This is a genomic window from Streptomyces chromofuscus, from assembly GCF_015160875.1.
In the GTDB taxonomy this organism is placed as follows: Bacteria; Actinomycetota; Actinomycetes; order Streptomycetales; family Streptomycetaceae; genus Streptomyces; species Streptomyces chromofuscus.
This window is the reverse complement of sequence record NZ_CP063374.1, coordinates 7,162,275-7,175,610: the sequence shown is the minus strand read 5'-3', so window position 1 is coordinate 7,175,610 and position 13,336 is coordinate 7,162,275. Positions and strand designations below refer to the sequence as shown.

Annotated in this window: 11 protein-coding genes, 1 tRNA gene and 1 pseudogene; 7 read left to right on the top strand and 6 right to left on the bottom strand. The window is 74.6% G+C overall.

Going from position 1 to position 13,336, the window contains the following annotated elements:
- The first annotated feature begins 71 nt into the window (after positions 1 to 71).
- Positions 72 to 2,675, top strand: a complete 2,604-nt coding sequence (locus IPT68_RS32160; RefSeq protein WP_189701026.1) for a CHAT domain-containing protein — start codon at positions 72 to 74, stop codon at positions 2,673 to 2,675.
- A gap of 13 nt (positions 2,676 to 2,688) precedes the next feature.
- On the opposite strand, the gene IPT68_RS32155 is transcribed toward IPT68_RS32160, so the two are convergent.
- Positions 2,689 to 4,491 carry a LuxR family transcriptional regulator AbsR2 gene (locus IPT68_RS32155; protein WP_189701027.1) on the bottom strand — a complete coding sequence of 601 codons (1,803 nt, stop codon included), beginning with the start codon at positions 4,489 to 4,491 and terminating at the stop codon, positions 2,689 to 2,691.
- Between the two features lie 98 nt (positions 4,492 to 4,589).
- On the opposite strand from IPT68_RS32155, the gene absR1 reads away from it, so the two are divergent.
- Positions 4,590 to 5,675 (top strand): beta-glucuronidase AbsR1, encoded by a 1,086-nt coding sequence (gene absR1 / locus IPT68_RS32150; RefSeq protein ID WP_189701028.1) that lies wholly within the window; start codon positions 4,590 to 4,592, stop codon positions 5,673 to 5,675.
- A gap of 164 nt (positions 5,676 to 5,839) precedes the next feature.
- On the opposite strand, the gene IPT68_RS32145 is transcribed toward absR1, so the two are convergent.
- On the bottom strand, positions 5,840 to 6,595 hold the full coding sequence (locus tag IPT68_RS32145) for an IclR family transcriptional regulator (RefSeq protein ID WP_228040649.1): 756 nt from the start codon (positions 6,593 to 6,595) through the stop codon (positions 5,840 to 5,842).
- Here IPT68_RS32145 and IPT68_RS34445 point away from each other — a divergent pair.
- On the top strand, positions 6,497 to 6,700 hold the full coding sequence (locus IPT68_RS34445; RefSeq protein ID WP_228040062.1) for a hypothetical protein: 204 nt from the start codon (positions 6,497 to 6,499) through the stop codon (positions 6,698 to 6,700). The two genes, IPT68_RS32145 and IPT68_RS34445, sit on opposite strands and share 99 nt — an antisense overlap.
- Before the next feature lie 152 nt (positions 6,701 to 6,852).
- Here the strand turns inward: IPT68_RS34445 and IPT68_RS32140 are convergent.
- Positions 6,853 to 6,926, bottom strand: a tRNA-Pro gene (locus IPT68_RS32140).
- 106 nt (positions 6,927 to 7,032) lie between these two features.
- Positions 7,033 to 8,475, bottom strand: coding sequence for an MFS transporter (locus tag IPT68_RS32135; RefSeq protein WP_189701029.1), 1,443 nt, complete (start codon positions 8,473 to 8,475; stop codon positions 7,033 to 7,035).
- 248 nt (positions 8,476 to 8,723) lie between these two features.
- On the opposite strand from IPT68_RS32135, the gene IPT68_RS32130 reads away from it, so the two are divergent.
- The 3 genes and pseudogenes from IPT68_RS32130 to IPT68_RS32120 all read left to right on the top strand — a co-directional run.
- Complete coding sequence (locus IPT68_RS32130) at positions 8,724 to 9,302, top strand: TetR/AcrR family transcriptional regulator (protein WP_189701030.1); 579 nt, start codon at positions 8,724 to 8,726, stop codon at positions 9,300 to 9,302.
- A gap of 133 nt (positions 9,303 to 9,435) precedes the next feature.
- The gene (locus IPT68_RS32125; RefSeq protein ID WP_189701031.1) at positions 9,436 to 9,984 is read left to right on the top strand and encodes a DM13 domain-containing protein; all 549 of its coding nucleotides are present in this window, start codon (positions 9,436 to 9,438) and stop codon (positions 9,982 to 9,984) included.
- A 222-nt stretch (positions 9,985 to 10,206) separates the two neighbouring features.
- A pseudogene (locus tag IPT68_RS32120) lies at positions 10,207 to 10,365 on the top strand (cupin domain-containing protein); the annotation flags it as partial.
- Between the two features lie 58 nt (positions 10,366 to 10,423).
- Here the strand turns inward: IPT68_RS32120 and IPT68_RS32115 are convergent.
- On the bottom strand, positions 10,424 to 11,428 hold the full coding sequence (locus IPT68_RS32115) for a LacI family DNA-binding transcriptional regulator (protein WP_194074033.1): 1,005 nt from the start codon (positions 11,426 to 11,428) through the stop codon (positions 10,424 to 10,426).
- Between the two features lie 114 nt (positions 11,429 to 11,542).
- Here IPT68_RS32115 and IPT68_RS32110 point away from each other — a divergent pair, with 114 nt between their 5' ends.
- A complete protein-coding gene (locus tag IPT68_RS32110) occupies positions 11,543 to 12,706 on the top strand; it encodes a Gfo/Idh/MocA family protein (RefSeq protein WP_189701032.1) in 1,164 nt (387 codons plus the stop codon).
- A 9-nt stretch (positions 12,707 to 12,715) separates the two neighbouring features.
- Here the strand turns inward: IPT68_RS32110 and IPT68_RS32105 are convergent, their stop codons facing one another.
- Positions 12,716 to 13,318 carry a TMEM175 family protein gene (locus IPT68_RS32105; protein WP_189701033.1) on the bottom strand — a complete coding sequence of 201 codons (603 nt, stop codon included), beginning with the start codon at positions 13,316 to 13,318 and terminating at the stop codon, positions 12,716 to 12,718.
- Between the last annotated feature and the right edge of the window lie 18 nt (positions 13,319 to 13,336).

Sequence of the window (13,336 nt, the reverse complement as noted above, 5' to 3'; positions counted from 1 at the left end):
GCGGCCGGGCCGCTGCTTGATACAGAGACAAACCCGTGTGGCATGGTTCCGGGGCCACTACGATCCGTGGGGTGACAGCGGGAAGCGACTCGGTTCTCGAACTGCTGCCGATGGTGTTCGCCGCTCCGAACGACGCGCTGGCAGGGGCTCGGCGGGTGCTCGGCGCGGACCCGCCGCCGTTGCACGCGTCCGTCGCCCACCAGGTGATCGGCATCTGGCAGCGGGACTTCGGCGATCTGCGGATCGCCCTGGACCACCTGCGCCGCGCCCGCGATCTGGCGGCGCGCGCGGAGTCGGCCGAGCGGGAGGCCGACGTCCTCGGCACGCTCGGCGTCGCACTGGTGCACGCGGGCCGCACCCGGCAGGGCCTGGCCGCGTTCGAGCGGGGCGTGCTGCGCGGCACGGGGCACACGCGCGCGCGGGTGCTGTACCGCCGCGCCTACGTGTGGTGGGTGCTGGGGCATCACCGCGAGGCGCTGGAGGACGTACGCCGCGCGATTCCCGTGCTGCGGCAGGCGGAGGACGTCATCTGGACGGCACGGGCGCTGACCCTGCGGGCGACCGTGCACCTGGCGCTGGGTTCGGTGGAGCGGGCCGACGCCGACTTCACGGCGGCCGAGCGGCTGTGGGACACCACCGGGCAGGAACACGACAAGGCGGACGCGGTGGAGAGCCGGGGCCTCGCCGCGTTCCGCTCCGGCGACATCCCGGCGGCGCTGCGGCTGCTGGACGAGGCGCAGGAGCGGTACGCCAAGCTCGGCACGCCGTCGTTCATGCTCGACATCCGCCGTTGCGAGGTGCTGATGGCGGCCGGGCTGGCCCCGGAGGCACTGGCCGAGGCCGACGCGGCGATCGGCGTGCTGGACGGCATCGGCGGGCAGTCCACCCGCAAGGCGGAGCTGCTGCTCGTCGCCGCGCGCGCGGCGCGGCTGGCGGGCGATCCGCACACCGCGATCGCCCGGGCGGCGCTGGCCGTACGGCTGTTCGCCGCGCAGCGGCGCACCTGGTGGGAGACGCACGCCCGGCTGGTGCTGATCGAGGCCCGGGTGGCCGCCGGGCGCCGTTCGGGCCGGCTGGTCGCGGACGCCGCCGCGGTGGCCGAGAAGCTGGCCGCGTTCGGGGCCCCGGCCGCGCCCGAGGCGTCGCTGCTCGCGGGCCGGATCGCGCTGAGCCTGGGCTGGCGCACGGACGCCGAGCGGCACCTCGCGGTCGCCGCCCGCAGCCGGCACACAGGGCCGCCGCCGGCCCGGATGACCGGCTGGGCGGCGCAGGCCCTGCGCGCGCGTGCCGCCGGTTCGAGCCGCGGGGTGCTGGAGGCGTGCCGGCGCGGGCTCGACGTGCTGGACGACCATCGGATGACGCTCGGCGCCTCGGAGTTGCGGGCGCGCGCCACGGAGCAGGGTGCGGAGCTGGCCGCGCTGGCGCAGCGGGCCAGCCTCGCCGGCGGGGGGCCGCGGCGGCTGCTGGTGTGGAGCGAGCGGTGGCGGGCCACGGTGCTGTCGGCGCCGCCCACCCGGCCGCCGGCGGATGCGGCGCTGGTGCGCTCCCTGACCGCGTTCCGGGAGATCGCCTCCCGCGCGGAGGCGGCCCGCATGGAGGGCCGTCCGGTGCCGGCGCTGGAACGCGAACAGCGGCGCCTGGAGCGGGAGGTGCGCTCGCGGACCCTGCACATGCGGGGGCACTCGCCCGGCGACGGGGACCGGTTCGACGTGGGCCGGCTGCTGGCGCGGCTGGGTGAGACGCGGCTGGTGGAACTCGCCGTGCTCGACGGGCGCGTGCACGTCCTGCTGTGCGGTCAGGGGCGGGTGCGGCGGTTCGAGGCGGGGCTGCTCGCGGAGGCGGAGACCGAGGCGGAGTACGTGCAGGCGGGCCTGCGGCGGCTCGCCCACCCCGGCGCCGAGGGGCGGCTGCCGGTGGTGGAGGCGGCGGGGCGGCGGCTGGAGGAGCTGCTGCTCGGGCCGGCCGCCGCGCACCTGGGGTCCGGGCCGGTCGTGGTGGTGCCGCCGGCCCGGCTGCACCGGGTGCCGTGGGCGCTGCTGCCGTCGCTGCGGGAGCGGGTGCACAGCGTGTCGCCGTCGGCCGGCAGCTGGCTGCGGGCCCGGGAGACGGAGCCGCCGCCGGGCGGGCGGCACGTGCTGGTCCGCGGGCCCGGGCTGGCGACGGGCGGCGCGGAGGTGCCCGAGGTCGCCGACGGGTACGGCAGGCCGACCGTGCTCGAGCACGACGAGGCCCGCGTCCCGCGCGTCCTGGAGGAACTCGACGGGGCCGCCCTCGCCCATATCGCCGCGCACGGGACCTTCCGTGCGGACAGCCCGCTGTTCTCCGCGCTGCGGATGGCCGACGGGCCGCTCATCGTGCACGACTTCGAACGCCTGGACCGCAGCCCGTACCGCATCATCTTCTCCAGCTGTGACACCGCCCGGCTCGCCTCGGTCGGCGCCGACGAACTGCTCGGCCTCGTCACCGCGTTGCTGCCGCTGGGCACGGCGGGCGTCGTCGCGAGCAGCGCGCCCGTCAACGACGCCGCCGTGGTCCCCCTGATGCTCGCCCTCCACCAGGGCCTCACCACCGGCCTGTCCCTGGCCGAAGCCCTGCGCGACGCCCGCGCGGCCGTCCCCGGCGACGCCGTCCACCGGGCGACGGGGTGGGCGTTCACGGCGTTCGGGGCGGCGTGACCTGTCCTGACGGCTACGCAGGCCGCGCGTCCGGCAGTTCCACCAGCCACGGCAGGGCGGACCGGTCGCCGGCGCCGAGGCGGGCGTACGCGCTGTAGAGGTGATTGCCGACCGTGCGGACGGAGAGGGTGAGCTGTTCGGCGATCTGGCGGTTGCTGAGGCCGGCCGCGGCGAGGGTGACGATCTGGCGCTGGCGGGCGGTGAGTTCGCCGAGGGCCAGGCCGGACAGGGCGGGGGTGCGGGCGCCCTGGCAGCGCCGGGCGAGGGCGACGGCGCGGGTGCGTGAGGTGCGGGCGGCGCGCGGGTCGCGGTGTGCCCGTACCGCCTGGGCGTGCGCCTCGGCGGCGAACAGCAGCAGCCCGCGCTCCTGCAGCCGTTCGGCCGCCCGGTCCAGCGCGGGCCCGTCGTCGCGGGCGAGCGCGTCGGCGTGCTCGGCGAAGACGCCGCGCAGGCGGCCGGTGGCGTGCTCCGGCGCGCCGAGGCGTACGGCGTCGTAGGGGCTGTCCGCGTCGACCGCGGCCAGCGCCCGGTCGAGGTCGCCGCGCGCGGCGGCCGCCCAGACGGCCACGGCACGGCTCTCCGCGGCTTCCCCACCGGTGGTCACATCGCCCGACTGGGCCGCGGCGAGGGCGAGTTCGGCACGGCAGGACGCGTCGTCGGCCGCGCCGCGCAGGCCCTCCCTGGCCCACGCCCCGGCCTCCCGCAGCTCGCCGCGCAGCCGCGCGAACCGCGCCCGGACGGCGGCGTACCCGGCAGGCACCGTGGCACCCTCGGCCGCGAGCCACTCCCCCACGGGCGTGGGCAGCGGCCGTACGTCGGCCTGCTCGACGCGCCGGGACAGCGCCGTCTGTTCCGCGGCCAGCGCGGCGTCGTACCGGTCCGGCGTGCCCGCCAGGCGTCGCGCGCGCAGTTTTCCGGCCGTGGCCCGCAGGGCGGGGCCGAGCAGCGGGTGGGCGAGGTGGACGGCGCCGTCGTCGCCGATCCGGACCAGGGCGTCGTGCTCCAGCTGTTCGAGGATCCCGAGGTCGAGGGCGTCCATCGGCAGCGGGAGGGGTTCGGCGAAGGCGAGGCGGTCGAGGGTCTCGCGCTCGTCGGGGGCGGTGCGGTGCAGGGCGGGCGCGATGCGGTCGCGGACGGTCGCGGTGAGCGGCACCGGCCCGCGCCAGGCGCGTTCGTCCGTGCCGTCGACGCGGGTGAGCAGTCCGCTGTCGCGCAGCGCGCCGAGCAGGTCGCGCAGCAGCCGCAGGTCGCCCTGGCACAGCCGGTGCAGCCGGTGCGCGGTGAGCGGCTCCAGGGGGCCGCCCGCGCCCGCGGTGAGGAGCTGCTCGGTGTCTTCGGCGGGCAGGGGTTCCAGGGCGAGCCGAGGCAGCAGTTCGCCGGTCCACAGCCGGGACACCGCGCCGGGCACGTGCGCGCCGTCGGTGGCGGCGACCAGCAGACGGGTGCGGCCGTGCACGGCGAGCTGGTGGACCAGGGCGGCGGAGGCGTCGTCGAGCAGGTGTGCGTCGTCCACCGACAGCAGCCTTGCGCCGGACAGCAGTTGCACCGCCCGGTGCAGGGTGACCCGCTCGGGCAGGAGGTGGGCGAACGCGGCGAAGGGGATGTCCCGGGTGTCGGGCGTCCCGGCGGCCCTGGCGCAGTCGGTACCGCGGACGGCCTCGGCGACCAGGCGGGTCTTGCCGCTCCCGGCGGGCCCCGTCACCACGATGCCGGGCCGACCGGCGGTCAGGGAGCGGCGGACGAGCGCGAGTTCGTTCTCCCGTCCGGTGAACGGCCAGGGCAGTTCCAGGGTCTTCGCATCCTGTTCGTAAGTCATCACGTGAACCAGAGCCGCACTACTCAGGTTTGATACAGGGCGACTTGAGTAGCCCCCGACTCAGGCGTCCCGGGCGCGGCCGACGGCAGTCTGTGCGCATGCCCGGACGCTACTGCTCTCTCCCGCAGGCGTCGGCCCCCGACTTCGCACCGGGGCTGACCGCCGAGCGGCTCAGTGCGCTCCGCGGCGGCAACCGGATGTGGGTCAACGGCACAGTCCTGCACTACTACTTCTTCACCGGCGAGACCGACGGCTCCGTCATCCCCGTCCCGGGGACCGCGGAGCGGCGGCGGGTGCCCTGGGGCGGCGCCAAGGAGCAGCAGGACGTCGTCCGCGAGTGCTTCGAGGAGTGGCGGGGCCTGGGCATCGGCCTGACCTTCGCCGAGGTCGACGACCGGACGGAGGCCGAGCTGCGGATCGGGTTCCAGCCGGGCGACGGCTCGTGGTCGACCGTCGGCAGGGACGCGCTGCGGGTCGGCCTGAACGAACGCACGATGAACTTCGGCTGGGACCTGACCGAGCCCGGGGAGCGCGGGACGGCCCTGCACGAGATCGGGCACGCGCTCGGGATGCTGCACGAGCACCAGAGCCCGTTCGCCGGCATCCACTGGGACGACGAGGCCGTGTACGACGAGCTGGCGGGCCCGCCGAACTTCTGGAACCGCGACCGGACCTTCTCGAACATTTTGCGCAAGCTCGACCCGGACGAGGTGAACGGCTCCGCCTGGGACCCGCAGTCGATCATGGAGTACCCGTTCCCGCCGGGGCTGATCCTGGAGCCCGAGCAGTTCCGCGGGGGACTGAACCCGCCCGGCTCGCTGTCCGCCCTCGACAAGGACTTCGTCCTGCGCTGGTACCCGCCGGCCGACCCGCCGCTGCCGCCCGCGCTCGTGCCGTTCCGTTCGGCGCCGCTCGGTCTGGGGCCGGGCGAGCAGGCCGACTTCACCGTGGAGCCGCCGGAGACCCGCACGTACCGGGTGGGCACCTTCGGCGACAGCGACGCCGTCGTCGTCGTCTTCGAGGAGCGGGACGGCGAACCGCGTTACCTGGCCGGACAGGACGACGGGGGCACCCCCGGCAACGCCACTGTCCGGGCCCGGCTCGTCAAGGGCCGCCGCTACTTCGTCCGTGTGCGCCTGTACTCCTCGTGGGGTCCTGGCGAAACGGCGGTCATGTGCTGGTGACCGCACAACCCGCACACGGGCACCTGGGCCACAGTCCGGCACCGGGGGAGCGGTCGGGGCCCGTCACCTTCGGGGGAGGGTGACGGTCCCCGACCACGCCATGGGACGACCGGAGCGTCCGGCGCCCCGGCGAGCGGGCTCCCGCCCCGGTCGTGCCGGTGACGTCACTGGCCCGAGGGTCCCTTCGCGGGGATGGACTCCAGGCGGCTGCCGGGACGGTGGCCGAGGCGGCGGGAGGCCTCCTCGCCCGCCTCCACGACGACCGGGGCGAGCCTGCCCACGTCGGCGGGCGTGAGCCGCTGCGTCGGGGCGCCGATGCCGACCGCCGCGACCAGTTCGCCACTGCTGCCGAACACCGGCGCGCTGATCGACGCCGCTCCCAGGTCGCGTTCCTCGAAGCTCGCCGAGAAGCCGCTCCTGCGGATCTCCTCCAGCTGCCGGTCGAGTACGTCGATGTCGACGACCGTCCGCGCGGTGTGCCGGGTCAGGCCGTGGCTGACGGCGGCCCGCCGCGCGGAGGGGTCGAACGCCATGAAGACCTTGCCCGCCGATCCGGCGTGCAGGGACATCACCATGCCGACCATGAACAGCCGCATCACCACGTGCCGGGTGTCGGCCAGTGACACCACCGTGCGGAACGCCCCGTCCCGCACGTAGAGGCAGGCCGTCTCCCCGGTGCGGTCGCGCAGGTCCTTCAGCACGGGGCGGGTCAGCTGCACCATGTCCAGGCCGAAGGTGCCGGGGGCCGCCCAGCGAACCAGGCCCAGACCGATGCGGTAGGTGTCGTCGGTGCGGTCCAGGAAACCCTCGCGCATGAGGTTGTGCACGAGGCGCTGGCAGGTGCTGGCCGGCAGCCCGGTGGCCTTGGTGATCTGCTGGAGGTTCAGCTCCGGCTGCTCGATGGTGAAGCATTCCAGGATCTGCCGGATCTTCTGCAGGACCAGCAGAAGACGTGCACGGTGGGCGTGTCCCTGGCCTCCGTCGTGGCCATCGTGCTGCTCCAGCCGATCAGCCTGCTGTTCTGATCAGCCTGCTGTTCTGACGGACGGACCGCTCCGCACACGTCGGCGGTTCCGCCCGCAGCGGGCGCGCCCGGGCCCAAAGGACAGGGCGCCCACGCGGCCCTGAACGCGACCGGCGGGTCCGCCGTCATCGGCGGACCCGCCGGTCCACATCGTCGGGACGACAGGATTTGAACCTGCGACCCCTTGACCCCCAGTCAAGTGCGCTACCAAGCTGCGCCACGTCCCGTCGCACGTACTCGCGGCGAACCGCGTGAACGTGCAGGTAAACCCTACCCCATGGGCGCCACGGCCCCGACGGGGCGAGGACCGGGCGACGTGGCGCGTCGCCGGTGTCAGCCCCGCGCGGCGGGGACGACGGGCTCCGCGACGGTGTCCGGGGACTCGCCGGCGGAGCGGACCGGGCGGCCGGGACGTCCGGCGGGGACGAGGAGCGCGGCCAGGGCCGCGGCCAGGCACAGCACGGCCAGCAGCGCGAAGCCCTGGGTGTAGCCGGACTCGTGGGGCAGGCCCGAGGGCTGGAGGCGGCCGGTGACCAGGACGCTCGTGACCGCGGCGCCGATGGATCCGCCGATGGTGCGGATGTTGGCGTTCATGCCGGTCGCGGCGCCGGTCTGGGCGGCGGGCACGCTGCCGACGATCAGGTTGGCCATTGACGCGAAGGCGAGTCCGATGCCCAGGCCGAACACACCGGCGACGAGGGCCACTTGCCACGGCCGGTCGTGCCACAGGGCGAGGAAGCCACAGGCCAGCGCGCCGAGCGCGGCGCCGCTGGTCAGCAGCGTCTTCGCGCCCACCACGGGTTCCAGGCGGCCGCTCAGCACGCCCGAGACGAACATCGCCACCAGCATCGGCAGCATGAGCAGCCCGGCGGCGGTGACGCTCGCGCCGAAGCCGTACCCGGCCGAGGCGGGCGTCTGCACGAACCCCGGGAGGAAGGACCAGATCGCGTAGATGCCGGCGCCGAACAGCAGCGCGGCGGTGTTGGTCGTCCACACCGCGGGCAGGCGCATGACGCCCAGGTCGATGAGCGGGGTGCGGGAGCGGGCCTCCGCGAACAGCCACAGCGCGAACAGGGCCACGGCGGCGGCGAACAGCCCGACGACGCGGGCGGAGGTCCAGCCCCAGACGCCCGCCTGACTGAGCGGCAGCAGCAGGGCCACCAGCCAGGCCGACAGCAGGACGGCACCGAGCCAGTTGACCCTGCCCTCGCTCCGGTCGGGCGACTCGGGCACGTGGCGCACCGCGAGCAGCACGGTGACCGCGACGACGGCGACGGGAATCCAGAACAGCCAGCGGTAGTCGAGCGCGGACACGATCGGCCCGGCGGCGACGATGCCGACGCCGCCGCCCGCGGCGATCACGGCGGACAGGTTGCTGATGCTGCGGCTCACCTCGGCCGGGGCGAACTCGTCGCGGATGATGCCGAACGACAGCGGGAACAGCGCTCCGCCGACGCCCTGGATCACCCGGGCGACGATCAGCACGCCGATACTGGGCGCGAGGGCGGCGAGCAGGCACCCGGCCAGCACGGTGAGCAGTACGGCGACGAGGGTGCGCTTCTTGCCGATCAGGTCGCCGACGCGGCCGAGGATCGGCGTGAAGACCGAGGCGGACAGCAGGTAGGCCGTCATGACCCAGGTCACGGTGGACTGGGAGGTGTGCAGGGCGTGCTGGACGGTCGGCAGGGCCGGCGCGATCAGCGACTGCAGCATCGAGAAGACGCCCGCACCGGTCGCGAGGACCGCGAAGGTGAGGCGAGTGGACGAACGGGGCATCGAATGCCTTCCGGGCTTCCGGGCAAGGGGGTGCCGGGGCGGTCGGGGAACGTTGCGGCGGCAGGGGCGCGGCGGCGACGCCGGGGCCCGTGCCGAGGGCGATGAGGGGGTGCCGTGGCGTCGTGGCGCGTGCGGCCGCACGTGCCCACGACGAACGCACCCCGCACTGCTAAAGTGGAGGTACTCCTCCAGTCTAACGGAGGCCACCCTCCGTTTCAATCCGTACGTTTTCGCCCGGGAGGCAGCAGGTGACCGCGGAGACTTTCCCCGTCAGCGAGATCGTCGCGTCCCGGCGGCCCCACCGGAAGGACGCGGCCCGCAACTACGACGCTCTGCTGGCCGCCGCCCGCGAGGCGTTCGCCGAGCACGGCGCCGACGCCTCGCTGGAGGACATCGCCCGCCGCGCGGGTGTCGGCATCGGCACGCTCTACCGGAACTTCCCGACCCGTCGGCACCTGTTCGAGAGCGTGTACGCGGGCGAGGTCGACGACCTGTGCCAGGTCGCCCAGGAGGTCGCCGACCACGAGCCGTGGGAGGCGCTGACGGCCTGGCTGCACCGGTTCACCGGCTACATCGTGACCAAGCGGGCGGTCCGCGAGGCGCTCAACGACGAGTCGGAGATCTTCCAGGCCTGCCGGGACTCGATGTACGCGGCCGGCGCCCCGCTGTTCGAGCGGGCCCAGCGGGCCGGAGCGGCGCGGGCGGACATGGAGTTCGGCGACCTGCTGCGCATGGTCGCCGGCATCACCTCGACGAACTTCACCGACGACGCCCAGCGCGACCGCGTCCTGTCCATCGCCCTGGACGGCGTGCGCGCCGGGCGCTGAGGCCTGTCGGTCCTCGCGCCGCCCGCCGCGGCCTTCCTCTCGGCGGCCGTAAGGAATTCGTCATCCGCTCCGGGGTCGCCGACCGGCCGGGCGGGCGGCTTGAATGGCCTCGCCGGAACGGAAGGGGACGGGGATGGGGAAGCCGCGCGGGCTTTGGGTGGCGATGGGGACGGTCGTGGTGACGGCGGCCGTGGCGGTCGGGCTCTACTGGTTCCAGCCGTGGAAGCTGTGGGTGGACGAGACCGTGCGCGAGGCGGCGCCCGCGGCGCCGGCGGCCCCGGCGGGCTCCCCCGAGGCGCCCGCGCCCGCGCCGAGCCGTTCCGCGGGTCCCGTGACGGTCGCCCGGGGGGAGCTGATCAGCCATGAGCACGCCACGACCGGCACGGTCAGCCTGCTGCGGCTGGCCGACGGCTCCCATGTGCTGCGGCTGACGGACCTGAACACCAGCAACGGACCCGACCTGCGGGTGTGGCTGACGGACGCGCCCGTGAAGGAGGGCGCGGCCGGGTGGCGGGTGTTCGACGACGGCGCGTACGAGAGCCTGGGCCGGCTCAAGGGGAACAGGGGCGACCAGAACTACGCGGTCCCGGCCGGTGTCGATCCGGCGGCCTTCACCAGCGTGAGCATCTGGTGCGACCGGTTCGACGTGTCGTTCGGGGCGGCGGAGCTGACGCGCGTCTGAGCCGCGGTACATCCAGGCACACAAGATGGTCAACCATTTCGTTTGCGGTTTCGGCCGTCGTGGATCACCGGCCGAGCTGCGCCTCGCCCAGGACCTCGCCGCCGATCAGCGCGGCGAGCTTGCGGGCCCGGGGCAGGTCACCCCGGTTGCTCACGTGCACGAAGACCGTGTGCTGCTCGGTCCAGTCACCGATCTGGGCCTCGTCGCCGTGGAAGACGAGCGGGCGGGCCCACGCTGGACGTCGGCCCCGGTGACATGGCGGTGCTGCGCGAGGGCGACCGGACGACGTGGACGCTGCACCGGACGCTGCGCAAGGCGTACGAGATCAACCCGTGGGGCGGCCCACCTGTAGGGCGGCCATCGTCGGGAGTCGGGGGATGAACCCGCGACGGGGGTGCAGCCCCGCAAGGGCGGCGACCGGCGCGGCGCATCGGGGCGATCAGGCGACGGCCGGCGCGGTGGTGCCACGGATCTCCAGCGTCGGCACCGTGAGGTGGAGCCGCCCCTCTCCCCCGGGCGTCTCCATCCGGTCGAGCAGGCAGCGGGCGGCACGGCGGCCGACCTCGTGGCCGGCGTTGTCGACGGTGGTCAGCCACAGGTGGCGCAGCCGGGAGATGCTGGTGTTGTCGTAGCCGGTCACGGAGAGGTCGCCCGGCACGCTCAGGCCCAGGTCCTCGGCCGCCGACAGGGCGCCGACGGCGGCGATGTCGTTGGCGGCGAGGACGGCGGTGGGCCGCCCCGGGCGGGCGAGCAGCCGTACGGCGGCGCGGTGACCGCCCTCCTCGGTCAGGTCGCAGGGCTCGACCACGGCGTACTCGGCGAGGCCGTGCGCCCGCATCGTCGTCTCGAAGCTCCTCCGGCGCAGCTCGCCGACCGCGCCGTACCCGGCGAGGTGCGCGATCCGCCGGTGCCCGAGCCCGATGAGGTGCTCGGTGACCAGACGCGTGCCCCTGCCGTCGTCACCGGCGACGACGTCGACGCCGGGCGGCACCGGGTCGCGGGCGCCCGCGACGACGACCGGGATGCCGGCGGCGACCGTGCCGAGCGCGGCCGGATCGGGCAGTGTGCCGACGACGACCAGGCCGTCGACCCCGAGGTCCAGGAAGGGGCCGGTCAGGTCGTCGTCGGTACGGCGGTTGAGGCGGGCGTCGGCGAGCAGCATGCGCAGCCCCGCCGCGTGCAGCGGGGAGTTCAGGCCGTCGAGCAGATCGACGAACCAGGGGTTGCGCAGGTCGTTCAGGAGGACGCCGACGGTACGGCTGCGGCGTTCGCTGAGGCTGCGGGCGGCGGCGTTGGGCCGGTAGCCCAGCTCGCGCACGGACCGCAGCACGGCCTCCCGCTTCTCCGGGCGGACCTGGTCGGAGCCGCGCAGTACCAGGGAGACCAGCGACTTGGAGACACCGGCGTGCTCGGCCACGTCTCGGATGGTCGGCGGTCGTCGCATGACATGGACCGTTCCATGCGGCACGCCGAGTTGTCAAAGGGGTTGACACCTCGCGGAATGCGCACCCAAGGTGGCGTGGACGTGATGTGGACCGGTCCAAAGAGGGGCGCTGCCATGGTGAGGACGCTCGGTGTAGCCGTCGTCGGATTCGGCTGGATGGGCCGGGTGCACACCCAGGCGTACGCCCGCCTGCCGCACCACTATCCGCACCTCGCCCTGCGTCCGGAACTGGTGACCGTCGCCGAGGAGGTGCCCGGCCGGGCCGAGCAGGCCGCCGAGCAGTTCGGGTTCGCCTCGGCGACCCGCGACTGGCGCGAGGTGGCCGCCGATCCGCGCGTGCGGGCGGTCAGCGTCACCGCGCCGAACTTCCTGCACCGCGAGATCGGTGTGGCGATGGCCCGGGCCGGCAAGCACCTCTGGATCGAGAAGCCGGTCGGCCTCACGGCCGACGACGCCCGCGCGGTCGCCGACGCGGTGGCCGAGGCCGGTGTGCAGGGCGCGGTCGGCTTCAACTACCGCAACGCACCCGCCGTGGAGAGCGCCCGTGAGCTGATCGCCTCCGGTGAGATCGGCACGGTCACGCATGCCCGGATCCGGCTGTTCAGCGACTACGCGGCGCATCCCGAGGGCGCTTTGACCTGGCGGTACGAGCGGGAGCGCGGCGGCAGCGGGGTGCTGGGCGACCTGGCCTCGCACGGCGCCGACCTGGCCCGCTTCCTGCTCGGCGACATCGCGTCGCTCACCGCCGACACGGCGGTCTTCGTCCCGGAGCGGGCCCGCCCCACCGGCGCCACCGCCGGCCACTCCCGGGCCACCGGCGGCGTCCTCGGCCCGGTGGAGAACGAGGACTACGTGAGCTGCCTGCTGCGCTTCGCCTCCGGCGCCCGGGGTGTCCTGGAGGCCTGCCGCGTCTCGGTCGGCGAGCAGAACAACTACGGTTTCGCGGTGCACGGCACCAAGGGCGCGGTGTTCTGGGACTTCCGGCGGATGAACGAGCTGGGGATCAGCCGGGGAACCGGTTACCAGGACCAGCCCGTGAGCACGGTGTACGTCGGCCCGGGGCACGGCGAGTTCGCCGCCTTCCAGCCGGGCGCCGCCAACGCCATGGGCTTCGACGACCTGAAGGTGATCGAGGCGTACCGCTTCCTGCGCTCCGTCGCCGAGGGCACCCCCTACGGGGCCACGCCGGCGGACGCCGTGCACAGCGCCGTCGTACTGGACGCGATGGCGCGCTCCGCGGAGAGCGGCGGCTGGGTCGCCGTGGACGCGCGGCGGTGACCGAGCGCGTCAGCGGACGCGTCGGCCGATCAAGACCTTGACGGGGATCAGGGCCAGCCACCAGTACATGGCCGCGGACCCCACCAGGGCGGCCAGCGGGACGGTGAGCAGGAAGATTACGACGGTCGCGGCGGGGTCGAGCAGCTGAAGCCCGGTGCCCGTCTCGGGGGCGCCCTCGGCGCGCAGCCAGGGACGCCTGGCCAGCAGGACGCCCAGCAGCAGATGGCAGGCGCCGAGGGCGGCGACCGCCGTCGCGTAGAGGGCGGGCGAGACGGGTTCGCTGCCGTAGTCGGAGAGCAGCCGGGTGGGGAAGGGCAGCAGGGCCGCGACGCCCAGGCCCAGCAGGGAGACGAAGACGAGCTGGCCGTCCACCTGCTGGACGGCGCCAAAGATCCTGCGGTGGTCGCGCCAGAACCCGCCCAGCACCGCCACGCTGAGCGCGTACGCCCCGAGGTCGGGGAGCAGCTCCAGCAACGCCTCGTGGTACTGCTCGGAGTTCAGGTCCCGCGGCACGGACAGATCCAGAACGAGCAGGGTGATGGCGATGGCGAAGACGCCGTCGGCGAGCGCCACCAGCCGCTCGGGTCCGCCGTCCGGGATCGATTTCCACATGCCCAGGACGGTAGGGAG